The organism is Neptuniibacter marinus (assembly GCF_001597725.1).
GTDB lineage: Bacteria > Pseudomonadota > Gammaproteobacteria > Pseudomonadales > Balneatricaceae > Neptuniibacter > Neptuniibacter marinus.
The window spans coordinates 95,143-119,568 of the sequence record NZ_LUTR01000004.1 but is presented as its reverse complement, the minus strand read 5'-3'; the positions used below and the strand labels follow the sequence as shown (position 1 = coordinate 119,568).

Below are 24,426 nucleotides of genomic sequence, written 5' to 3'. Positions count from 1 at the left end.
CAGTTTATCAGGCAAATTTTTCGTATCGACCTCGATAAAACCCCGAATTAAATCTAAGTTTTGTCTAGAGCAAACCGATTCCATTCACTATTTACCAAATAAGCCTTATATAATTTCATTATAAGGTTGAACATGGTTTTACTGGTTTTTTTTTCTTTGCACAGACATCTCAAAACCTATTGGAAGAGGCTTAAACTTTGGCTTTGCATATTTCTTTCTTGAACGTTGGAATTCCCTCAGCGCCATGAAATCGATATCACCAATCACATAGAAATCGGTCAAACCGCCCTTTATACGAACAGAATCCCTTTCGTAGTCTTCTTTGTAGGGAGCTCTAATTCGATTGTTCACTTGTATGATAAAAGTATGCAGATCTTGTGCAGCACTCTCTACCAAAAAGCTGAACGTAGTGATGTCAGGATTCCATTCAAGGACGAAAAGGCTATCCACCTTTCCCTGGAAGTGTGCACGGCACTCTATGTTAGTCATATCACTGCAAATTAGAATTCCAAAATAATAGCCCCCGTGATTATAAATAGGGAGCCCTTTAACCCCCTCCTCTGGTAACCACTGCCTCCGGCCTTTTTTCTTAAGGTTTTCTTGTTCCCCATGCGAAGGGGACAACTTGGGCTGCATATAGATTATGCTGCTCGCATACCCAGGCCACGGAGTAGACATTGAGATAAAGCAGTCGTTACGGAGAAGTTTCTTGCTTCCCTTCTTTTCAGCATAATATTCCAGCCCACAAATAAGAGAAATACCATTCCTTGCTAATTTCTGGGCCATACTGAACGCCCAGCGCCGCGGTATGCTACACTCCGGAAAAACAACATAATCTGGCTTTTCTTTTTCTTTCAGAATTAAATTAACAAGACCAAATATTCTTTGATAGCGATTAAGTGAACGATCAGGATTTCCAGCCACTACACTTGACCACTGCTTTTGAGTTGTTTCTAAACTAGTCAGTGCAACCTTAACTTTTTTCTGTTGTTGGTTACGTGGGACATTTAAATGCTTTCTTATATTAGGCTCGATACTATTTTGAAGCTGAACTCCAATACTAGACTGGTCGCTTACTTTTGCACCTCTTAAACCCAAAACTGACTGTCCAAAAAGAGATTGATCTTCTAAGAGTTTAGGGGCGATGATTAGCATTTCCTGAATTGATAAGGGACGTGTAGGAAATGCCAAAGCCAACCAATGAGGTTGCTTTAGTTGTGCAAATTTCTGGAATTTCCTAGCAGCAGCTAACCTAATTGTTTTTCGAATCGCTCGACGTCCGGGAATTTTTGGACCATTTATATGTTCTTCTTGAGAGTAATACCAATAATCCTTATAGGGTCTACTCCCCCAGTCAGCTAACAAAAGAGCTTCTCCCATTTTGACCAAAGATGGAGCTTTAGATGGGACCTTATACGTTGCATCAAAGGTAAATAACTTCCTGAGCACTCTTCCTAGCGGGGTAAATAACTTATAACCTTTTGCCGTCGATGCTTGCAATCCTGCTTGGAGTAGCACTTTTACAAAATAAGACTGGCATGAAAATCTCTTAATTTCTCCGCTTGTACCATCAGAGGTAGTAACGGCTAAAACACTAAAACAGTTAACTACCTCCTCTACAAATTGCGTTGCATCATCAAAATCACCACAACGAATCATTAGCCCAAATATTCGAGGGTAATAATTTGTGAACTCAAAGATTCCTTGAGGGTTAAGTAAATGACGATGAACAAGGCCATAAAACTCATGCCGAAGATCAGACCAGACCTGTGGGCGTAGGTCCTGGGCATAGCTATCGATATCTCTAAGTAATAATGAGAAGCCTAACCTACGTATAGAAACAACATCGGCTTTCCTTAAGGCATCAGCACTGAGTGATGCACTGGGTGTAGCTAGCAGAGCTTTTGAAGCCATCTCCGTCGCCGTTCCCGGCACTTCAGGAAGAAGACGATGTTCACTAGATTGTGCTCTTATTTGATCTGAAATCTGGTCTATAAAATCTAAACCGTGCTCCGTCGATAAGCTGAAAATCTTTTGCTTGTCACCTGTAAAAACCAAATTACTGTCATTCGCATAGGGTAAATTAACATTGATAGTCCCCATTTCTACCAGCTCAAGACAATCTACTGATGCGGCAATCCAATCTAAGATCTGTTGGCCATTATTTGTTTCGCATGTAGCTTCGGTTACCAGAAAAATATCATCAACATAACGTCCGTAGTAGAGAGGGTCCAGACTATTCAGAATCTCTTTATCAAACTGATATAGAAGTATGTTTGATAGAATTTTTGAAGCAGACAAGCCAACTGGCAACGCGCCTTCAGGCCGTTTTTTATAGTCAGGAGTGGATTGGTACCACGTGTCTATAGATTTGATAAGCTGTTCAGTAAATAGTTTCTCGTCTTCATTAGGTCTGATGCCTATTTCATTTAGAAACCCCTCCCTAAGAATGAATTTAGGTCCAACATTATGGTAAAAGCTGGCTAAGTCCATGGTAATTGCATTGATGGACTTCCCTTCTTTGACCGCCTCTCGCATCGTTTTCAGTCCGTTTTCTCTCCAGGATTGATAACCAGAAAAGTAAGGACTAAACAGGCCAGAGCACTCCATATTGAGTTGACCATTCCCATTTTGAAACAACCGCAAACTGGAATTTGGGTTATTTCTACGCAGCCTGTTCCCGTAAGACCAATCGTTGTTCAACATAAACTCGAACCAATGGCCTATCTTTAGAATCCAAAGTGCAGAAATGATCTGATAATCAACTGTTCCTGTAATGAGCAAACGATATTTTGCATCTACTTTTTGACGACCGCTAGCTTGAAACTTTTGTTCCCAGTCATCTAGAGGGTTAATAGCTCTGTAGTAGATGTTGTCACTTTTGTTCTCCCAACTGCTTAAATCTAGAGACTTAGGAATGTAAATATAGCCACCAATAAAGCTACTGTCTGAAAACCAATTTGCATCAGGTGTAGTTAACCGGTGAAATAGTTTGTCTAGATTTCGCTCTAGGTGTTTCTCATACTCTGTAAAAGCAAGGGCACTTGGGTGCATGTTGTCAAAAAATGCTTCTGCCTTAGCTTTCCGGTAAGCGAGATATAGATCTTCAACCTTAATAAAATTTTTGGAAAATCCTTTTTTACTCATTTCCTATCCATAGTCTACGTATTATAAATTCTATAAATTTAATCTATTAGCTTTAGTTGAAAATTAATTTCAACAATGGGTATCAAATAATCATCAAATGAATTCGACAGGCATTAAACCCAAAACGGAACATCTGCCAAGCTAAGCACAGTTTTGCCAGCTATATGTTAACAGAAGGCTAAAACATGTGGAGGATTACACAGCAACTCGGACACAAAGGCTCCAAGATGATCAACCGCACTTGTGGCAAATGAATAAAAACAAAAAAGACGAGGCCTGCAAACCGCTGGTCAACTGGTCAACTGGTCAACTGGTCAACTGGTCAACTGGTCAAGATCGTGTGATATTCTCAAGTATATTGCACTATTTTTCTTAAATCCTAAATACCCCCTAATTTCAGATAGTTATATACGCTGATTACGTGGCAGAGAAGCTGGGCCTGTAATATCTGAAGCAAAAAGAAAGGATTAAATCCTATGTATCAATCAGTTACTGATTGACGGTAGATCTAGTTCTTTCTACCTTCCTGCCAAACCTTTCTACACATTTGCGCGTTGCCTAATAAGCATTAACACTTCACTTAATTACGCCTTTAAATCAATTGATAGATTATTACTATTGTCTCATTAAAAACAATCAATTTAATCTATTCCATCCAGTCATGCATCATAGATCTCGTTCCCAAGCAGATAGCTTGCCCACATATTTAACGACTGGAGTTACCACAATGATTAATACAACTATCAAGCCTTTCTCAGCAACTGCCTTTAAACAAGGTGAATTCGTCGAGATCACTGAAGCGGATGTTATCGGTAAATGGGCTGTTTTCTTTTTCTACCCAGCGGACTTCACATTTGTATGTCCAACTGAGCTAGAAGATCTTGCTAGCAAATATGAAGAGCTTCAGAAAATGGGTGTTGAAGTGTTTTCTGTCTCTACTGATACACACTTCTGCCACAAAGCATGGCACGACACGTCTGATGCTATCGGCACTATTAACTACTACATGGTAGGCGATCAAACAGCCACGATTACTAGCAACTTCGGTGTACTGCGTGAAGGCCAAGGCCTAGCTGACCGTGCAACTTTCTTAATCGATCCAGAAGGTGTAATTCAGGCGATGGAGATTACTGCGGAAGGTATTGGTCGTGATGCAGATGATCTGATGCGCAAAATTAAAGCGGCTCAGTATGTTGCAGCTCACCCTGGTGAAGTATGCCCAGCTAAATGGAAAGAAGGTGAAGCAACATTGGCTCCTTCTCTTGATCTAGTCGGCAAAATCTAATCCGATACCGGTAATGGGCGCCTTTACCTAAGGCCTGCCATAACCAAAGAGAGACACCCACCATCGACGTGAACAAGCCTGTTGATGGTGGGAACTCCACACTCACATATTTTTAACTCAATTCAATCCGGACGGTGATTTATGTTAGATAGCAACATGAAACAACAACTGGGCACCTACCTTCAGAAGATCGATAATCCGATTGAGTTGACGGTGTCTACCAACGAAACACCAAAATCTAAAGAGCTGGAAACACTCGCACGAGAAATTGCAGAGATTTCAGACAAGATAACCTTGACCATTAAAACCGATGATACAGGCCGTGTGCCACGTATGGCGGTGGGTCCGCAAGGTGAAACAGCACGCGTAACCTTTGCTGGTGTACCTATGGGTCATGAGTTCACCTCATTGGTCTTAGCTTTACTACAAGCGGGTGGTTACCCAAGTAAGGAAGAGGCTGGGCTACAGGCACAGGCGAAAAGTCTATCTAAGACGTTAAATTTTGAGGTATATATCTCGCTGTCATGCCATAACTGTCCAGATGTGGTTCAGGCGATTAACCTGATGGCGGTTCTCAATCCGAATATCACCGCCACCATGATTGATGGCGGTGTCTTCCCTAAAGAAGTGGAAGAACAAGGCATTATGGCAGTACCGACTCTTCTACTAAACGGCGAACCTTTCGGTAATGGCCGCATGACCTTAGAAGAAATTCTGAATAAGGTTGATGATAGTGCTGAGGAAAAACAAGCCGCCGAACTAAACGCCAAAGCACCTTTTGATGTATTAGTCGTCGGGGGTGGCCCTGCGGGGGCATCAGCCGCTATTTATACTGCGCGTAAAGGTATTCGCACCGGTATTGTTGCTGACCGCTTTGGTGGTCAGGTGATGGATACCATGGCTATCGAAAACTTCATATCGGTTAAAGCCACCGACGGCCCTCGACTCGTAGCCGGATTAGAAGAGCACGTTAAAGAATACGATATAGACGTAATGACCAACCAACGGGCGGTGGAGGTTCTCGATATTGTCGGTGAAGATGGCAAACAGATCAAACAAGTGACGCTAGAAAACGGTGCTGTTCTCACCGCTAAATCGGTCATTTTAGCGACCGGCGCACGCTGGCGCGAAATGAACGTACCAGGCGAAGAGCAGTACAAAACTAAAGGGGTCGCCTTCTGCCCTCACTGTGATGGTCCGCTCTTTAAAGGTAAGCCTGTTGCCGTGATTGGTGGGGGTAACTCCGGCATCGAAGCGGCTATAGATCTTGCTGGTATTGTTGAGCATGTAACCGTGCTGGAGTTCGCCGATACCTTGCGTGCCGATGCGGTATTAGTTCAAAAAGCGGAATCGTTGCCAAACATTACTATCATTAAAGATGCGATGACCACTGAGGTGCTTGGTGATGGTAACAAAGTAATAGGTCTAAGCTATAAAGACCGCAAAACCGATCAAAGTCATGTAGTTGATGTTGCCGGTATCTTCGTCCAAATTGGTTTAGTACCTAACAGCGACTTTTTGAAGAACACCCTTGAATTAAGTGATCGAGGTGAGATCGTGATTGATAGCCGCGGTCAAACAAGCTTACCCGGTGTTTTTGCTGCAGGTGATGTTACAACAGTGCCGTTTAAGCAGATCATTATCTCCATGGGCGCGGGTGCAACCGCAGCTCTCGGCGCGTTTGATTACCTGATTCGCAACTAATTAACGCCCTTAGCTAAATCCATAAAAAAACCACCGTATCGCTACGGTGGTTTTTATCTGTGTAACGCGACTTAACGTAAAAATTTATCACCTAATTTAAGCTTGATTAGTATTTATAATATTACGTAGCACTAAGCGTTTAACCATATTATTAATAAGAAACCAAGCCAGCGCATAGCCCCAAACCGTTAGCGCCATCGACCAACCAATAGGCTCAACAAACCATCCGTAAACAGCGGCGAATGTTCCAACCACTTGAGTCAACTCTGTTGTGATAAAGAGTTTAAGGCTCGGAAATGGACGATCCCAAAAATGACCATTATTACGGGTCAAGTAAATGGTCAGATGCCCTGCAACCAGTAATTTAAGAAAGATCAATGTTTGAATGGTCGGACGTGGTAACTCCCAAATTGATTCAGCAATCCAGAACAGACCAAAACTAGAGATAACCCCCAAGATACCGAGAACACTCGAAAGAACCAGGACTCTATGCATATCCCAGCGCACAGGATGCGGCGCAGGCTTAGCGTTATCATAAGCGATCATCATGATCGGGAAATCATTGAGTAGCGCCAGCAATACAATCATCGCTGCCGTCACTGGATAAAAATCGAAAACAAGAATGGAGAGCGTCATAAACAGTAAAACGCGAACCGTTTCACTGATACGAAAAATAGCGTAGGCGGTCATGCGCTCAAAAATGCGTCTCGCCTCCTCAACTGCACTGCGAATCACGCCTAAACCCGGCTCAGTTAATACTAAGTCAGCTGCGGCCCGTGCTGCATCCGTTGCACCGCTGACCGCAATCCCTACATCCGCTTGACGTAGTGCTGGGGCGTCGTTTACGCCGTCGCCGGTCATGCCCACTAAGTGATCGCTGGACTGTAAGGTTTGCACTATCTCGAATTTATGTTCAGGAAAAACCTGAGCATAACCATCACGCTCAAGGATCTCGCTTGCCGTCATTTTATGCTCTTTAGAAAATGCCTTGTCAGCGGTGATGAAATTACTACCTATACCTAACTTTCCAGCAATCTGTCGAGCGATAGCAATATGATCACCTGTGACCATTTTAACCGCTACACCTAACCTCCTAAGTGCAGAAATTGTAGTCGCACTATCTTCACGGGGTGGATCATAAAGGGGTAACAAACCTAGCACTTGCGCTGGCTGATCACCTATACGTTCAGCTACCGCCAGAGCGCGATAACCATCCGCTGCCAATGTGTCAATCTGCTTTTCTACCGCGGCTTGCGTCTCGTCCGATGCCTGTGCCCAAGCTAAGATAGATTGTGGAGCCCCTTTAGCTATATAACGTTTTTCACTCTCCAGCGTTACCTCTACCTCAGCAATTTTGCTCACGGGATTGAACGGCGTGAAGAGATCAACCTTAGCCTTACCTAAATTTTCGGCATGGTCTAGAGCACTAAGAATAGAGCTATCGATCGGATCATTACTCTCTGGCTCACAGGCTAGTGCGGCGGCGAATAACACCTGTTCCGTCTCTTTTGCTTCGACCAACGCCGGCGTTCCCACCACTAATCGGTTTTGGGTCAAAGTTCCCGTTTTATCTGAGCAGAGCACATCAATCCCCGCCAGCTCTTCGATCGCAGCTAAATGGGAGACAATGGAGCCTAAGCGACTTAATGTCATTGCACCAACGGCTAAAGTAACCGACAACACAGCGGGCAGTGCCACGGGAATCGCAGCGATCGTTAAGATAAGCGAAAATTGTAGGGTTTCAAGCAGAGGATCACCCCGGAACCAACCGTAGGTAAGAATCACGGCAACCAATACTAATGTCGCCACGATTAAGGCGTTACTAATTTTTAATACTGCCTGCTGAAAATGTGACGGTGCGCCTGCCTGCTCGACCAATGCAGCCGTTTTACCAAAATAGGTTCGCATTCCTGTCGCTGTTACGACAGCGGTCATCTCACCAAGGCGTACAATGGAACCAGAATAAGCCACATCCTTAGCATTTTTTTCGACGGGTAGTGATTCACCCGTCAAAGCGGACTGATCAATGGAAAGGCCTGCGCCTTTCAACAACTCAACATCAGCGGGCACCACATCACCCAGCTTTAGGTGGATAAGATCACCCGGAACAAGCTCACGCGCAGGAAGATCATGCCAACTGCCATCACGCAGTACCCGCGCTGAAGTAGCGAGTTTTTTCTTTAAGAGTTCAACTGCATTATCCGCTTTACGCTCCTGCCAAAAGGCGACCCCGGCGTTCACAGCTAACATAGTTAGAATAATCAAAAAGTCAGGCCAGTCCTGAGCCAGTGCAGAGAGTACAGCCGCCGCTTCAATCATCCAAGGGATAGGCCCCCAGAAATAGGAGAGGATTTTCCGTAACGCGCTCTCTTTCTGTTCGATGATTTCGTTAGCGCCCTGCTCAGTTAACCGCAGCTCGGCTTCCTTAGATGTGAGCCCACTATTAACTTGATCGGATTCAGAAGCAGTATGCAGATCATTAAGCATGATTCATCCCCTTAATCTTGCAAAACATAAGTACCCGGTGCATCACAAATCGGCTTTATTTCCGCATTAAAGGAGGGCTCAATTAAATCACCAGAGCGTTCCTTCAACCAATCGGCTAATTCAGGCCACCAAGATCCATCTTGTGTTTCATGCTCAGCAAACCATGTATCAGGATCTTGATAACGATCGGCATGTTTACGTGTTGCTATGCGATAACGGCGACGGGGGTGACCCGGCTCAGAAACAATACCGGCATTGTGCCCTCCACTGGTCAATAGGAAAGTCACATCGGTATCAGCAAGAAGGTGAAGTTTATAAACCGAACGCCAAGGAGCCACATGATCTCGTTCAGTGCCGACTGCAAAAATAGGGACTCTAATATCAGAAACTGCAATTGGCCGGCTATCGACAATATATCGGCCTTCAGCCAGTGCATTATTTAAGAAAAGTTGACGAAGATACTGGGAATGCATCTGGTAAGGCATACGAGTAGCATCACTGTTCCACGCCATTAGATCATTCATCTTAGCCCGTTTACCCATTAGGTAATCATGCACCATACGTGACCAGATCAGATCGTTGGAACGCAGTAGTTGGAAAGCTCCAGCCATCTGTTTAGTATCTAAGTAGCCTTGCTCCCACATCATATCTTCTAAAAAGGTAACCTGGCTCTCATTGATAAACAGCATCAATTCACCCGCTTCGGTAAAATCCGTTTGGGCGGCAAATAAAGAAAGACTTTTAAACCGTTCATCACCATCACGTGCCATCGCTGCAGCGGCAATAGAAAGTAATGTTCCCCCGAGACAGTAACCTACCCCATGAACAGGTTGGCCTCCTGTAATCTTATCTATATGCGCTAATGCATTCATAATACCGAGGGTACGATAATCATCCATACCGAGATCACGATCATCATGGTCTGGATTTTTCCAAGACACCATAAATACAGTGAAGCCCTGTTCTGTCAGATACTTAACGAGGGAATTCCCTGGTGAAAGATCAAGAATGTAATACTTCATGATCCATGCTGGGACGATAAAAATAGGCTCAGGATGAACTTTTTCAGTCACTGCATCATACTGAATCAATTCTATTAAGCGATTACGATAAACCACCTTGCCCGGCGTGATCCCGAGATTTTTGCCGACTTGAAACCCTTCTGTGCCCGCGGGTTTTTGATCATTAAGCATGCGCTGTAGGTCATCTAGGAAGTTTTGCATTCCCCGCTGTAAGTTCTGCCCGCCCTCTTTTTGTGTTTGTTCCAGCAATTCAGGATTGGTCAACAGGTAGTTGGAGGGAGAGAAAAGATCTAAGATTTGTCGCGTTGCGAACTCAACCACATTTTCATGCTGCGGAGTAACCCCTCGCACACCCGTTGTTGCGTTGTACCACCATTGCTGGTTTAACAAAAAAGATTGGTAAAAGAGATTGTAGGGCCATTTCTGCCACGCCTCTCCACTAAACCTTTTGTCTTGAGGTAATGGATCGATACAGGGACAAGGAGATGCCGCTTCAGGATTAACGCCCGGCGCACAAAAACCTGCATAATTTGCCAGACGTATGGCTTTTTTAAGCGCTTTTTCAAACAGTTGAATCTGCTTGCCCGGTGCTGTAACAAGATGAGCCGCCCAGTCAGTATAAGCCGCGGATAAGCCGCTCGGAGAAAGCCCCCCCGTAAAACGCGCTATAGATGCGTTAACACTCTTATCCAGCGTCTCTTGAAAAGAAAGTGGATAGTATGAATCTTTACCCAACAGTTGAGTAAAATAATCTGTAGGGTCTTTATGAGCAAAGCTAGCATGACAAGCTGTACTTGCCTCCCCTTGCTCTTTTGCCTTAACTTCACCTGCCTGATCGGTCTGATTACTACCAGACTGCTCTAACCCGTGCGATTCCATCTTCAATCCCTCTTATATCTTATGGAACATTCTGCTCTCTATATGTTAAGAGTATAGTCAAAATGCTGCAGCGCGACATTGAGCGAGATTAATTTTATAGCTGTTTCTTATCCAATTTTAGAGAAGTTTATTGTGCATCGCATCATTCAATCTGTTGCAGATTAACGACTAACAGCGATGGAACGTCTAAATAACCCAAGACTAGCACTAAAAAAGATACTACCTAGACCTATCATAATCAGCAGTTGGGGCCAAATAATTGTGATATCAGCGCCACGGAAGATCACTGCCTGAGCAAATGACATATAGTGACGGGAAGGTAAGAACCAAGTCACCGGCTGGATAATTTCAGGCTGACTCTCAATTGGCGTTAGACCACCGGAAAGCATAGTTATAGGTATGATCACCATAATCATCAACAACGCAAACTGCGCCATAGTACGCGCTATAGTGCCTAAGAAAATGCCTATAGCGGCAGCAGCAAATAGATAAATAGTTGTCCCTCCCACCAGCAGAAAACGGGATCCACTAATCGGTACATCCAGAATAGTTTCTACAACGATGAGCATAGACAGAGAAAAGGCAACAAGAATAATGAGTCCATTAGCTAAAACCTTAGACATCACGATCTGAAACGAGCTTAGCGGCATTACCAATAGGTGCTCGATAGTGCCATGTTCACGCTCACGCAACAGTGCGGCCCCGGTGAGTATAATGGTAATCATAGATATCTGATTAATCAGCGCATTAATCGCGCCAAACCACATGCCTGTACCATTGGGATTAAAAGCGCGGCGCTGGACTAACGTCACGGGATAAACTGTTGTTTCATCAGAACGGTTGATAAAGTGATTAACCTCATCAACAACAATATTTTGAATATAACTGTTACCTAAACTGGCTTGAGTCACCGCCGTGGCATCAATATCGATCTGAACACTAGGCTGGCGGCCTCGGCGTACATCTTCCTCAAATTGTGGCGGGATTTGGACAACAAACATAAACCGATCCAGATCCATAGACGCATCAATCTCAGCAGGCGAGATAAGTTCGGGCGTTTTAAAATAAGGCGGATAAAGGGCGTTTGCAATAGCACGCGAAAGTGTCGAATGATCTTCATCAACAATCGCAATAGAGGCATTATTAACTGATTCACTGGTCGCTGTAGCTTGCGAATAGATTGCTAAACTAAACGAATAGATGATCAGTATGACCATCACTAGATCACTAAAAACGCTACGCAGCTCTTTAATACCAAGCCAGAAGATATTGATCCAAGTTTTCATCTTCAGGCCTCCTGCTTTTTCAAAAATGTAGCCGCAATAATGACTAAAATCGGCCCAAACACAGCAAGTAGAAGAATATCCCCCATCAATTCAGAGAAACTTAATCCTTTAGTAAACGCGGCTACACTCAGATGCATATAATAGGTTGCGGGCCACAATAGACCGATTAGATGTCCGCCCCCCTCCATAGTAGAGGTCGGTTGAACTAAACCAGAGAAATTAATTGTCGGCATAATGGAGAGAATAGCCGTAGCAAAAACCGCCGCCACTTGAGATTTTGTAACAGTTGAGATCAATAAACCAAAGCTAGTCGCAGCAAAAATATAGAACAGTGCTCCTAATGATAAACCTAATAGACTCCCCTTCAGAGGCACATCCAGCAGAAACACCACCAGCAAGGTCAAAATAATAAAGTTGACTATACCAATCGCAATATAGGGCAATTGCTTACCAAGCAAGAATTCAAATCGGCTTGTTGGTGTGACATAAAAGTTGGTGATAGTACCGATCTCCTTCTCCCTTGCCATACTTACCGCCATCAAAATCGCTGGAAACAGTAATAGCAACATAGCTGGAGTCTTCGGCCCCATAGAGTAGATGGTCTCGAACGAAGGGTTATAACGATAGCGTGGCTCAAGCGTGACTTTTGAGACCGCACTTGCATCAACACCTGCATTCGTCGCTAATTGGGTCAGATAATGAATATGTGCACCGCTGACATAACCGGCAATAGTGCCTGCTCGAGTGGTATTAGCGCCATCGATCCACGCTGAAACACTCGGTGTTTCTCCTTTTTTAAGGTCGCGACCGAAGCCCGGTGGGATCTCTATAGCTAAGGTAATATCATTGGACTTCAACCGCCGTTCAAGCTCCTCTTTACTGGTTAACGCCGGTTGTTCACTAAAATAACGCGAGCCTTCAAAGTTACTCAGATATTCACGACTTTCGGGGGTTTTATCATTATCGAGTGCAGCATAAGTTAAATCTTCAACATCCAATGAGATGCCATATGCGATAACAATCAACAACAGAGAGCTACCAAGAAAGGCAAACGCCATACGCACTGGATCTCGCATCACCTCCATAATTTCGCGATAGCTATATGCAAGCAGCCTGTTTAGACTAAACCCTTGTTTTTTTGTCTCTGACGACTGAGGGAGCTCAACATCGCTCAACCCTACAGCGGTTTCAGCTAGTGAGGTGGCTGGAATAGCACTATCATTATTCGCTTCATCACTCTTATCACCGATCGCGTCTTCAAGGTAACCAATAAAGGCCTCCTCTAACGAAGCAGCTCCTTTTGCCTCAACCAAGTGCTTGGGCTCATCATAAACCAGTACCCGTCCTGCATGCATAAGTGATATACGATCACAGCGCAGCGCTTCGTTCATAAAATGGGTGGAGATAAAAATTGTTACTTTGTCTTTCCGTGAGAGCTCAACCAACAACTCCCAAAACCCATCTCGCGCAATAGGATCTACACCCGATGTAGGCTCATCAAGAATCAGCATCTCCGGCTCATGGATAACTGCAACCGCTAAAGAAAGGCGCTGACGAATACCTAAAGGTAAGGATGATGCCAATACACCCAGATGCTCACGCAAACTAAAACGTTCAACAAGGGTATTAATACGCTCAGCGGTTTTCTCCGGTGTTAAATGGAATAAGCGGGCATGTAATTTTAGGTTTTGCTCGACACTCAATTCACCGTAAAGGGAGAATGCCTGAGTCATAAAACCAACACGTTTGCGGGTTTCCAGATCATCCGCATTAACAGAATGACCAAACAGATAGGCCTCGCCTTCTGAAACTGGCAACAATCCTGTTAACATTTTCATCGTCGTTGTTTTACCGCAACCGTTTGAGCCAAGAAAACCAAAAATCTCACCCGCTTGTATCTCAAAGCTAACATTATCAACCGCGGTAAAATCCCCAAAACGGCGGGTCAAATTTTTAGCGACAATCGCGGGCTCCCCACCCTTTTCTTCTAAAGGTGGAATAACCAATTCACTCATGTCACCACGTTTACTTTCAGGCAACAACCGCACAAACGCCGCTTCCAAATCCTCAGCGCCGGTTTTCTCTTTTAAACTCTCTGGCGTACCTGTATCAAGTACTTGACCGGCATCCATAGCCACCAGCCAATCAAAACCCTCTGCCTCATCCATATAGGCGGTGGAAACCAGTACACTCATATTAGGACGTTCTTTACGAATGGTTGCGATCAGTGCCCAAAACTGACGCCGAGATAGGGGGTCTACGCCCGTGGTAGGCTCATCTAATATTAGCAGATCAGGATCATGAATCAGCGAGCAGCAAAGACCCAATTTCTGTTTCATCCCCCCTGACAGCTTACCTGCAGGTCGGGAGAGGAAGGGATGTAGCCCCGTTGCTTTAGTTAATCGCTCAATGCGTGTTTTACGCTCACTTGTGCTTTGGCCAAAAAGCTTACCGAAGAAGTCGAGATTCTCTTCAACACTTAATTCTGCATACAGGTTTTTACCTAGCCCTTGGGGCATATAGGCAATCCCAGGGCCAACAGTTTTTCGATGATCGACCGAAGTCATATCACCGCCCAGCACCTCAAGATGCCCCTTTTGCAATTTACGCGCGCCAGAGATCAGCCCCATCAAAGTCGACTTACCAACACCGTCGGGACCCAATAAACCAACCATTAAACCAGAAGGAATATCCAGCGTTATATCATCAACGGCATGGACCTTTTTGTAGCTATGTGTAACACCCTGAATACGAGCGATCGGACGATCCTGTTCAGCCATGGTTGGCACCCGCTAGTGGTTACTAATGTTATCTGGATTAATTTTTGCTGGAAGCTTCTGGAGGAATGCTGGCCACTCAGGTAGCGCTTCGCCCGGTAGTGGAGCAAGCTGAATATAAGCTACACCTCGCACCCCTGTTTTTACACGGTCTATATACGCCTGTACTAGAGTTTCAGGCACGCGCACTTTGACACGAAACATGAGCTTTTCTCGCTCACTCGCTGTCTCCACCTCTTTTGGTGTAAATTGGGATTCGGGGGAAACAAAGCTAACCGTTGCTGGAATCGCTACATCAAGAATATCTAGCTTCACCCGCGCCTCAGCACCGATAGAAACACGATGGGCCTGAGATGAGGGCAGAAAGGTCTCCATATAAACATCAGCAAGATTCACTAGTGTTAACACTTTACCGCCACTGCCTAATACTTCACCGGGTTCCGCAAGGCGATACAATACTCGTCCTAAACTTGGCGCGACTAAGACGGCATCATCAATCTGTGTCTGGATTCCCTGTGCATCTGCCCGTGCCGCATCAACATTACGTTCCTGCGATACCAATGTGGCATTAGCTGCATTCAGATTTGCCTTAGCAACAGCGACCTCACTTACACGGGTGTCATAAGACTCTTTACTGGTATGACCTTTTTTCACCAGTTCCCGCGCGCGACTCAGTTCCTGTTCGGCAAGAATAAGCTTAGCCTTAGCTTGTGCAATAGATGCCTCTGCCGCTGCTACTTGGCTTTCGGCACTCGCAATGACCGCCTCTGCACGTAACAATTGAGCATGCAGTTGAGCAGTATCAATCGTTGCAACGACTTGCCCTTTCTCAACAAGGTCGCCCTCTTTCGCAGAGATCGTCTCTACACGCCCAGCGATTTTTGTTGATATATCAATCTGTACCGCTTCAATACGTCCATTCCCCGAAGCGAGACCTTCCGGCAGTTCAGGTGCTTGAAGGTTCTGCCATAGGAGCCAGCCGCCTACAGTGGCAAGTATTAAAACCACAACAATTATTACTCGCTTCACGTCTTTCTCCATTATCCAAAATTCGTCAACAAATCATTATTAAATCGTTGTACCTAGTTATTACAAACAGCACTAGTCCTGTTATTAACAACACTATGTTCCATCTCGGCATATTTGATCATCAGGGAGAGGCACGTAGATCTGCCAACAATCAGACCTATATGTACGGTGACTTCACATGTCGTTTAAACAAAAAGTTAACTTAATCCTAAAGTAGTATCGAACAAACCGGCTGAAATTTCCTTGATGTCAATCATCTAGGTATAGAACAGGAACGGCATCACAAAAATTCAGAGGGGGCTATTCGAGCAAGTAACGCATTAGCACTTGTATAACGAGGTCGCATAAATCTAGTCACATAAACTTATGTAATTACCCCTCTAATCCAAAGCGGATAGTTAACATTAAATTAGCATACTGAAATATAAGACTCAAACCGTCATAAGGTATAAACACAACATTGGTAACAGTGATATGCAGATAATTTTCTATTGCGGGGGACTCAAAATTAATCATTATGTTATATTATAATGATTAATTTCATTAGGACAGGTGATCGCAGTGGGTGCCACAGAGTCAGTAGACAGTAATACTTATTTAGAGCATTACCAGCATGAAAATAACTATGTAACAGGAGACTCTCCTGAAGCGATGACATCAATCTACGAAGAACAGGTCAATCTAGTTATTGTACAACGCTCACTACCTGATGAGATCGCGCTCTATTGCCAAGAACTAGTTAATAACAAACCACATTTTAATCTCCGCTCTGTGATCAACCATAAAACGGCGCTAGCATCGCTAAAATCCTCATTACCTGATTTGGTAGGACAATCCGTATTTTTAGACGATCTCGTTTTGTTAGTAGAGATGTATAGCTGTTTATTCGAGCTTGATGAGATAGGCCTACGATTACAAGTGTTAGATCGCGCTATGTGCCCCCGCTTCCATATAGATAAGTTAGGTTGTCGACTGGTGAGCACTTATCAAGGGCCAGGAACCGAATGGCTCAGCAATGACGATGTAGATCGTAGTAAACTTGGGCCGGGTAATATGGGCTTAAGCGATGATGTCTCAGGTTTATACTCTCAGATGGCCGACATTCAGCAAGTAAACAAAGGTGATATTGTTCTGCTAAAAGGCGAAGGGTGGTATGGCAATGAGGGTTTAGGTGCAGTACATCGATCTCCAGCGGTGAAACAAGGTGAGAAGCGTGTTGTGCTGACACTGGATTTTGCCTGAATAAAACGGCCTATCTGTTTCTAGGTGAACAGCAGTGGCATGATTCTGGGCGGAAATGATAACCGCCCATTCACTTTAAAAAATATTTAACATCAAACCCTTACAAAAAATTCAGTGGGATTTTCAAATACTGTAAACCATTACTTTCCGCTTTTGGAAACTCCCCTGTTCGAGTATTTACTTGTACAGAGGGGAACAAAAGCTGGGGCGAGTCTAAAGTTTTGTCACGGCGGTTACGCGCACTGATAAATGCGTTTTCATCCACCTTATCGTGTATATGGATATTGTGTTTACGCTGTTCTGCAACGGTTGTTACCGATTGATGAGCGCGTGTAGCAGGAGGATAGTCATGACACATCATCAATTGGGTACCCTCAGGATAAGCAAGTTTCAATATCTTTCAGCGTAGGTTCCGCTGAAGCACTGAACTTATGTGTGATGAAATCGAGTGATATAGATGCGCCCATACTACGGCTCCAGTAAATTCATATTGATTTAGATCAGAGCATTTTTTCGGGCCAAAAAAATTAAACTAACAAAAACAAGGAGTTAGTTATTTTCACAACCTAATAGCTATATATGAGAAAGATAGGCAATGTTGCGCAATGACTGTCTTTGTTGGTATGAGACAACTTTTTGGTGCGCTTTCTTATGCCAATCAAAAGCAATAATTGACACAAATAACGAAGAAACAGAATGAGGGGTAATGAAGTTTTTTAACCAAAAACGGGGTTATGCATACAGGGCGAGTAAGAGAGAACTTAGGCTTCTCTAATCAACTTATTTATCAGTAAAATTTAAGATTTTAAAAGACCCATTTTCTCATCATCACATCAGCTTACCGCTGATCAGATAATTTTATCGAGCTATTGAAAGCCCTATAAGAAAAACCCTAATCAACAAATTCCATTTTTAGTTTTTATAACTTATATTGAAGGGTAACCGTTTATTTAGGAAAAAAATAATAATGAAAAAAAACATATTCCATAGTATTAGGTTCAAGTTATCAGCAGCGATGGTGATACTAACTTTAGCTATATTATTAATCTCTTTTTCTGCCAAATTACTAACCGATGAACTCAAAGATGGAGTTAATCGATTTGGAACAAATTACTTACCCGCCATTTCAGCCGTACTTAATGCAGATAGAGATCTGTATCAGGCCAAAGAAGCCGAATTAAACTACCTACTAGGTAAAAGAGACAGCTCAGTAAAAAAAGACTTCAATGAAAACGCAGACCAAGCCTTTGAACGCATGAATCAATACAGGGCGCTAATGAAGGAATATCCTGACATTATGCAGCAGCTGGACGCCTTTGACTCGGCCTTCAATAGCTGGAAAACTAAAGCAGAACGAACTTTTACCTTAGTTGATAATGGACGTATAGATGAAGCTGAAACTTGGAGCGACCAGCAGACAGTTCCAGCTTTTGCGGACTTAAGAGGATTATACAATTTAGCAGGTGAAGCCCTTGACGCAAAATCGCGCAATAAACGTGAGCATCTTACCCAAAAAATCGAAAAGGTCAGTCTCAGTCTAGGTATATTCATCTTTATTGTACTCGCTATTGCTGCAGCGCTAACCTATTTCACTCCTAAATTATTAGTAAACAGCATTACACAATTAACCCGTAGCATTAAAGAGATTAGCCAAGGTAATGGTGACTTAACGCTGAGAATCAATTCACAGAGAAAAGATGAGTTAGGCGAATTAGCCTACGCATTTGATGACTTTGTCGCCAATTTAGAAACATTAATAACCGATATTCGTCAACGGGCATCACAAATGAATGCCGACGCTCAAACGCTACATGACTCAGCTAATAACAGCATGACGATTGTTAGCAAACAAAGCCAAGGTGTAGAGATGATTGCCTCTGCCGTATTTGAGTTTAATACAGCCATAAGCGAAGTAGCTGAACATGCACAGCAAACTTCATCCGAATCAGCTAAAACTGTGGATATCAGTAGCAATGGCCGCAATATTATTAATGACTCTGTCCTTCAAATTAACAACCTTTCACTCTCCGTATCAAACGCAGAACAAGTGATTGCTAAACTTGCCTTGGAATCAGAAAGTATTGCTTCAGTACTCGATGTGATCAGGGGCATAGCAGATCAAACCAACCTTCTTGCATTAAACGCCGCAATTGAAGCTGCCCGCGCAGGCGATCACGGACGCGGATTTGCTGTTGTATCAGATGAAGTCAGATCCCTAGCCAGTAAAACCCAAGCATCAACTGAAGAGATTCAATCAATGATTGAGAAACTTCAATCGGGAGTAAACGAAGCGGTTTTATCGATCAGAGACGGCTCGTCGCAAGTATCTACATCCGTTAAATTGGTAGAGAGCACACAAGAAATATTAAATGCCATTGGCGTATCCGCGAATCAAGTCAATGATATGGCGATCCAAATTGCCACAGCAACGGAGCAGCAAAGCCAAGTGACTGATGAGATCAACCAAAACTTAACGCACTTAAATGATCAAAATGTGACGGCGAAAGAGCTTTCGCAAAATTCTTTGGGAATTGCCACCAGCTTTAAAAATATGGCTGAAGACCTGTTTAACAAAATGAAACGGTTTAACGTAAGCTAAAGATTTTAATGCAAAACGCTGGGGGAGCATCACTCCCCCGACCTAATTCCTATGAGCTTTAGCGCTCAAGCCAACAGCAACTCTCCCACCTAGCGCTCTAGTCATAACCCCTGACTAGACAAGTAAATTACGACTCCCATAGAGATGAAATTAATTTATCCCTTTATAGGAGGATAATTATTTTTAAAATTTGAATCTTAAATTTTTGAATAAAAAAAAACCGGAGCCCCTTGGGGTTCCGGTTAAGCAATTTTGCTTTAATGACAAGAGCCTGTGCTTGGAGCATCCAAATCGATTCTCCGACCCCTATAGGCGCTGAGGCCTGAACTCAGCACCTATAGGACTACACACACGAAATGCGATATTTCTAAAGCATGACGGCACAACTTGTGAGGGGAGCCTGCCGTCTGACGTGTTGATATAGATAATATACGAATGAGAATGATTTGCAACACTATTAACAGTAAATTTTAAAATAATTTAATCTTTATTTGTAAGCAGCTTAAATATAAAAAAAGCCGGACCAAAAGGTCCGGCTTATCTGGTTTAAACTGAATAGGTGAGCATTCAGTTTAATACATTGATTATCGAGGGGGAGAATCAATGTTCGCTGAACCAACATGTGAGCATATGTTAATTCAGCAAGTTTCGGCAGCGTTGTGAGGTGAGGTCGTCCACTGCCTATCACTTATGAGCGAGTACGATAATATTGCAACTGAGAATGATTTGCAACACTATTTACAAAAAATAAAACTCTCTTCTTTAACTGTGTAATTAGGCATAATCCGCATATCTACTATACGCAACACACAGCAAAATATTTAAAGACACATATAACCTTGGGCTTTAATAGAGTGCCGCTAAATTAATGCAAACACAAAAAATACAAGCCGATTTACTTTTACTACTTGTCGCCATAATTTGGGGGTTAGCTTTTGTTGCACAACGCTTAGGCCTTGAGTTACTTGGTCCCTTTAGCTTCAATGCGCTACGCTTTCTACTAGGTGCCCTCTCCCTCCTTCCTTTATTGTTTTTTTTCAAAGCACCATCCGATCACAGCAATAGACAATTATTAATAAGCGCTCTAGCAGCGGGCGGCGTACTCTTTCTCGGTGCGTCGTTTCAACAAGCGGGCCTAGCCTATACGACCGCAGGCAATGCTGGCTTTATAACCGGCCTATATATTATTTTTGTGCCTTTATTGGGATTGTGGATTGGACAAAGCACAACCATTAACACATGGCTAGGTGGTGGCATTGCCGTAATTGGACTTTACCTCTTAAGCTTTCACCAATTAACAGCGATAAATAGGGGTGATATTTTAGAAATATGTGGCGCAGTTTGCTGGGCAACCCATGTCCTATTAATTGCCAAGCTGGCACCTAAAGTGGACAACTTACGTCTCGCCATTCTACAGTTTTTAGTCTGTGCAGCCCTGAGCGGATTCACAGCACTGATACTAGAAAGTGAACAATTTACCCTTAACAATGCAATTAACTCTTGGCTGCCTATCGCTTATGCAGGCTTTATATCCGTTGGTATCGCCTATACCTTACAGATCGTGGCGCAGAAAAACGCACCGCCAGCCCATGCCGCCGTCATTATGAGTTTAGAAGCTGTCGTTGCTGCAGTGGGTGGATGGTTTCTCCTCGACGAAAGCTTCTCTCTCCTCGGTATCCTTGGCTGCAGCTTCATGCTCATCGGTATGCTGTTTTCACAACTACCCTTAATATATAAAAGAGACAAATCTTATGCCTAAGTTAGAAAATATACCTACGAACATAATTACGGGCTTCCTTGGGGTAGGGAAAACCACCGCCATCAATGCACTTTTATCGCAAAAGCCTAAAGATGAAACATGGGCAATATTAGTTAATGAGTTTGGGCAGATCGGTATTGATCAAGCGGTTATGGAAACACCATCTGATGGTGTCGCAATTAAAGAACTTGCCGGTGGGTGTATCTGCTGTGCACTAGGGCCTACATTAACCTCAACACTCGCTATACTACTTCGTCGCTCTAAACCGGACCGCTTGATCATCGAACCTACAGGTATAGGTCATCCCGCGGGAATTATAGATACCCTACAAAATGAAAATTTTCGCGATATTTTGGATCTTCGTTCAGTCATCTGTTTATTAGATCCACGTAGTTTAGATAATCAAGAGACGGTGAGTAATCCTACGTTCCAAGATCAAATTAATTTAGCTGATGTTATTATCTTAAACAAAACTGACTTAGCCACTGAGGCACAAATCTCGTTTGCTGAGCAGCAATCCACTATGCTCTTTCCACCAAAACAAGCAGTGATAAAAAGCATTAATGGTGAGGTGTCTCTTAATCTGCTTGATCTTATCGGTAAAGGAGGACGTCAGGCTCTTTTCCCTGATGCTCATTCGGACGCTGAAATATCAGCTTCCAATTTAGCTACACCGAGTACGTCTAGTAAAGTCTCTTTACCTACAGTTCAGCTACAGCTAATACCTAAACCCGCTATGCCCTTCGTTAAAGAGGGACAAAGTAATGGACTCTATAGTTGTGGATGGGTTTTTAATAGCGAGGATGTTTTTAAGCTAGATTCCCTTAAAAGCATCTTCAAGAGTTTACTGAAAATACAGCGTATAAAGGGGGTTTTCCATACCGACGAAGGCTGGGTGCTTTATAATCAAGTGATCGATGAGGCAACATTTTCACCTATTGCTTACCGTCGAGACTCCCGACTAGAGATAATCACTACCCAAGCATTAGCAAAAGAAGACATCCAAAAAAACCTATTAGCTTGCCTCTATACTTCTTAGCAGTATGCTTGAACCCTTTATGCGACAATTTGTCACTTCTCTTACTCACTATTTAACCAGTAAAATAAAACGGCACTCGGGATAGCTATAGAATGAAGCAAACCAAAGATAAAAGCCCCCATCTCCTTCAAGTGATGATCATCGTTGCAGCCATCTTTGGTTTAGGTTCTGTAATATATCTACCACAGTTGATGCATAATACACCCCCACAAACGCGTATTTTGCAATCAACTCCCGGGTGCGAACTAACCCAAACATTCTGTAAAGCCAGCGACAGCACTGGAGCAATTCGTCTAAAAATTAACACCCCGACCATTAGCTCAGCTAAACCTCTGGAGTTTGAAGTAAAGCTTCAAGATATTGCCGCCGATCAAGTGATGCTGGATTTAAAAGGTCGAGATATGTTTATGGGCCTCAACCAAGTTATGCTTAAAAAAGTTGCTGGGGAACAGGATCTTTGGCGCGGAGAAGTCACCCTTGGGGTTTGTACTACAGGTACGATGACATGGATTACCTCTGTTGTTACAGAGCATAAGGGAGAGCGAACCCAGGCCGATTTTTTCTTCGATGCTAAATAACACAAGCTCAAATGATATTCAGTACAGGTAATTTATTGTGAAAACACTGCGTAATCTTCTTCTTTTAACCGCCGTTATGTTAGCGGGTGTTGCCATTGCTTTCTATTTTCGTCCTCAGCCGATCGAAAATAGAATCGCGCTGGGTGAGCAACTAGGGGGAGACTTCGCCCTTGAAAGCGTACAAGGCCCACTCAAACTTGAAGACTATCGTGGCAAAGTCGTACTGTTTTTTATAGGCTACGCCTCTTGTCCTGATATCTGCCCAACCGCTCTCGCAGTTGCATCCCAAGGATTACATAATCTATCTGATGAGGAACAAAAAGAGGTCGTAGGCATATTTATGAGTGTGGACCCTGAACGGGACAGCCTTGAAAAACTAGCGAAATACACTGCTTTCTTTCATCCTAATTTTATCGGTGCGACTGCAGATAGAGCCACCATTGATCAAGTGGTTAAGCAATATGGTGCATTTTATCGCATGGTAGATCTGGAAGAGTCTGCAATGGGATACGCTGTAGACCATTCATCCAAACTCTACCTAATTAATCGTGAAGGAGAGCTTGCTAAAGCACTTCCACATGCACTACCACCTAAAGAACTTGCTACCGAAATTCGTAATTTATTGTAAAAGGAATCGGAAATGATTAAGACATTGATAAGTCGTGCATGCATCATCGGCACTTTAGGGTTAACGGCAATCCATGCATCTGCCGATGTAACTATTGAAAACCCTTATGCCCGTGCCGTCCCTCCAGGGCAAGTAAATAGCGCGTCGTTTATGGTAATACACAATACCGACTCGAAAGCTGTTTCTTTGCTTTCTGCAAGCTCCAGTGTTGCTGAAACAGTTGAACTGCATAACCATATCAACGAGGACGGCATAATGAAAATGCGCCAAGTTGATCAAATAAAGTTACCTGCTGAAGGTAAAGTCAGCCTACAACCGGGCGGCTATCATGTCATGCTAATTGGTCTAAAGCAGGATTTAGTTGAAGGAACAGAGATTGATATGACGCTAACGTTTTCTGACGGTAGTAATCAACAGCTAATGCTTCCTGTGCAAAAAATAATGGCCGGTATGACAGAACATAAACACCACCATTAAATAGATAGTACCAATAAAAAAACCGCCATTAGTGATAACCGGCGGTCAATAAAAAAGTCCTGAACCTTCAGGACTTTTTTATTGGTACTCTATATAAATTGGGCCCTACTTGACGTTAAAGCCTTAAAACTTTTTTATCCCATTAACGATCTCTTCAGACTTATTGACCTCTAATGCATCCAGATGAGGAGTAGAAAAATACCCTAGATTATTATCGAAATACCCACCCGATTTGCTTTCAAACTCATCATCAAGAGCTAAACGCATCAAAATATGTGCGCCTATAGCAACGTCTCCACCCTCAACGCCAAAGTTATCTTTAACCATTTTACTACCCAGCATTGAACCTAGATTAACAGCGATAACTACTGGGCTATCTGCCTTCTGAGCTAATGCCTTAGACCGCATTGTAAGCGCCAATTTACTTTGTGCGTACGCAGAAAAATCATCTTCGACAACACCATTACCAATTAAAGTATTAATATTAA

17 protein-coding genes are annotated in these 24,426 nt (G+C 43.3%); 9 read left to right on the top strand and 8 right to left on the bottom strand.

The features are described from left to right. Positions 1-138 precede the first annotated feature (138 nt). Complete coding sequence (locus A3774_RS05610; protein WP_067864431.1) at positions 139-3,147, bottom strand: RNA-directed DNA polymerase; 3,009 nt, start codon at positions 3,145-3,147, stop codon at positions 139-141. 727 nt (positions 3,148-3,874) lie between these two features. Here A3774_RS05610 and ahpC point away from each other — a divergent pair. Continuing rightward, the gene (ahpC, locus tag A3774_RS05605) at positions 3,875-4,432 is read left to right on the top strand and encodes an alkyl hydroperoxide reductase subunit C (protein ID WP_067864428.1); all 558 of its coding nucleotides are present in this window, start codon (positions 3,875-3,877) and stop codon (positions 4,430-4,432) included. Between the two features lie 141 nt (positions 4,433-4,573). Next, positions 4,574-6,136: an alkyl hydroperoxide reductase subunit F gene (gene ahpF / locus A3774_RS05600; RefSeq protein WP_067864425.1), complete on the top strand. Its 1,563-nt coding sequence runs from the start codon at positions 4,574-4,576 to the stop codon at positions 6,134-6,136. A 96-nt stretch (positions 6,137-6,232) separates the two neighbouring features. Here ahpF and A3774_RS05595 read toward each other — a convergent pair whose 3' ends face one another. From A3774_RS05595 to A3774_RS05575, 5 genes are all read right to left on the bottom strand, one after another. Next, a complete protein-coding gene (locus A3774_RS05595) occupies positions 6,233-8,623 on the bottom strand; it encodes a plasma-membrane proton-efflux P-type ATPase (RefSeq protein ID WP_075107911.1) in 2,391 nt (796 codons plus the stop codon). An 11-nt stretch (positions 8,624-8,634) separates the two neighbouring features. Then, a complete protein-coding gene (locus A3774_RS05590) occupies positions 8,635-10,524 on the bottom strand; it encodes a PHA/PHB synthase family protein (RefSeq protein ID WP_082792361.1) in 1,890 nt (629 codons plus the stop codon). A 161-nt stretch (positions 10,525-10,685) separates the two neighbouring features. After that, positions 10,686-11,810: an ABC transporter permease gene (locus tag A3774_RS05585; protein WP_067864421.1), complete on the bottom strand. Its 1,125-nt coding sequence runs from the start codon at positions 11,808-11,810 to the stop codon at positions 10,686-10,688. A 2-nt stretch (positions 11,811-11,812) separates the two neighbouring features. After that, positions 11,813-14,590, bottom strand: a complete 2,778-nt coding sequence (gene rbbA, locus A3774_RS05580) for a ribosome-associated ATPase/putative transporter RbbA (protein WP_067864418.1) — start codon at positions 14,588-14,590, stop codon at positions 11,813-11,815. 12 nt (positions 14,591-14,602) lie between these two features. Continuing rightward, positions 14,603-15,616, bottom strand: coding sequence for an HlyD family secretion protein (locus tag A3774_RS05575; RefSeq protein WP_197468013.1), 1,014 nt, complete (start codon positions 15,614-15,616; stop codon positions 14,603-14,605). A 561-nt stretch (positions 15,617-16,177) separates the two neighbouring features. Here A3774_RS05575 and A3774_RS05570 point away from each other — a divergent pair. Further along, the gene (locus tag A3774_RS05570) at positions 16,178-16,858 is read left to right on the top strand and encodes a DUF1826 domain-containing protein (RefSeq protein WP_067864412.1); all 681 of its coding nucleotides are present in this window, start codon (positions 16,178-16,180) and stop codon (positions 16,856-16,858) included. A 100-nt stretch (positions 16,859-16,958) separates the two neighbouring features. Here A3774_RS05570 and A3774_RS05565 read toward each other — a convergent pair whose 3' ends face one another. Then, positions 16,959-17,252, bottom strand: coding sequence for a hypothetical protein (locus A3774_RS05565; protein ID WP_156473662.1), 294 nt, complete (start codon positions 17,250-17,252; stop codon positions 16,959-16,961). A 573-nt stretch (positions 17,253-17,825) separates the two neighbouring features. Between A3774_RS05565 and A3774_RS05560 the strand changes: the two genes are divergently transcribed. The 6 genes from A3774_RS05560 to A3774_RS05535 all read left to right on the top strand — a co-directional run bounded on the left by A3774_RS05560 (position 17,826) and on the right by A3774_RS05535 (position 23,938). Next, positions 17,826-19,457 (top strand): methyl-accepting chemotaxis protein, encoded by a 1,632-nt coding sequence (locus A3774_RS05560; RefSeq protein WP_067864406.1) that lies wholly within the window; start codon positions 17,826-17,828, stop codon positions 19,455-19,457. 868 nt (positions 19,458-20,325) lie between these two features. Beyond that, positions 20,326-21,216 carry a DMT family transporter gene (locus tag A3774_RS05555; RefSeq protein WP_067864403.1) on the top strand — a complete coding sequence of 297 codons (891 nt, stop codon included), beginning with the start codon at positions 20,326-20,328 and terminating at the stop codon, positions 21,214-21,216. After that, positions 21,209-22,255 carry a CobW family GTP-binding protein gene (locus A3774_RS05550; protein ID WP_067864400.1) on the top strand — a complete coding sequence of 349 codons (1,047 nt, stop codon included), beginning with the start codon at positions 21,209-21,211 and terminating at the stop codon, positions 22,253-22,255. Before A3774_RS05555 ends, A3774_RS05550 begins: the two co-directional genes overlap by 8 nt. 92 nt (positions 22,256-22,347) lie before the next feature. Beyond that, positions 22,348-22,833 carry a hypothetical protein gene (locus A3774_RS16585; protein ID WP_067864396.1) on the top strand — a complete coding sequence of 162 codons (486 nt, stop codon included), beginning with the start codon at positions 22,348-22,350 and terminating at the stop codon, positions 22,831-22,833. 37 nt (positions 22,834-22,870) lie between these two features. Further along, complete coding sequence (locus A3774_RS05540; RefSeq protein WP_082792360.1) at positions 22,871-23,461, top strand: SCO family protein; 591 nt, start codon at positions 22,871-22,873, stop codon at positions 23,459-23,461. Positions 23,462-23,473: 12 nt separating this feature from the next. Then, positions 23,474-23,938 (top strand): copper chaperone PCu(A)C, encoded by a 465-nt coding sequence (locus A3774_RS05535; protein WP_067864391.1) that lies wholly within the window; start codon positions 23,474-23,476, stop codon positions 23,936-23,938. A 123-nt stretch (positions 23,939-24,061) separates the two neighbouring features. Here A3774_RS05535 and A3774_RS05530 read toward each other — a convergent pair whose 3' ends face one another. After that, positions 24,062-24,346 (bottom strand): hypothetical protein, encoded by a 285-nt coding sequence (locus A3774_RS05530; RefSeq protein WP_067864388.1) that lies wholly within the window; start codon positions 24,344-24,346, stop codon positions 24,062-24,064. Positions 24,347-24,426 lie beyond the last annotated feature (80 nt).

Coding starts and splice junctions, on each gene's coding strand:
- A3774_RS05610 (WP_067864431.1), bottom strand. CDS start 3,147: ATGAGTAAAAAAGGATTTTCCAAAAATTTTATTAAGGTTGAAGATCTA.
- ahpC (WP_067864428.1), top strand. CDS start 3,875: ATGATTAATACAACTATCAAGCCTTTCTCAGCAACTGCCTTTAAACAA.
- ahpF (WP_067864425.1), top strand. CDS start 4,574: ATGTTAGATAGCAACATGAAACAACAACTGGGCACCTACCTTCAGAAG.
- A3774_RS05595 (WP_075107911.1), bottom strand. CDS start 8,623: ATGCTTAATGATCTGCATACTGCTTCTGAATCCGATCAAGTTAATAGT.
- A3774_RS05590 (WP_082792361.1), bottom strand. CDS start 10,524: ATGGAATCGCACGGGTTAGAGCAGTCTGGTAGTAATCAGACCGATCAG.
- A3774_RS05585 (WP_067864421.1), bottom strand. CDS start 11,810: ATGAAAACTTGGATCAATATCTTCTGGCTTGGTATTAAAGAGCTGCGT.
- rbbA (WP_067864418.1), bottom strand. CDS start 14,590: ATGGCTGAACAGGATCGTCCGATCGCTCGTATTCAGGGTGTTACACAT.
- A3774_RS05560 (WP_067864406.1), top strand. CDS start 17,826: ATGAAAAAAAACATATTCCATAGTATTAGGTTCAAGTTATCAGCAGCG.
- A3774_RS05555 (WP_067864403.1), top strand. CDS start 20,326: ATGCAAACACAAAAAATACAAGCCGATTTACTTTTACTACTTGTCGCC.
- A3774_RS05550 (WP_067864400.1), top strand. CDS start 21,209: ATGCCTAAGTTAGAAAATATACCTACGAACATAATTACGGGCTTCCTT.
- A3774_RS16585 (WP_067864396.1), top strand. CDS start 22,348: ATGAAGCAAACCAAAGATAAAAGCCCCCATCTCCTTCAAGTGATGATC.
- A3774_RS05535 (WP_067864391.1), top strand. CDS start 23,474: ATGATTAAGACATTGATAAGTCGTGCATGCATCATCGGCACTTTAGGG.
- A3774_RS05530 (WP_067864388.1), bottom strand. CDS start 24,346: ATGCGGTCTAAGGCATTAGCTCAGAAGGCAGATAGCCCAGTAGTTATC.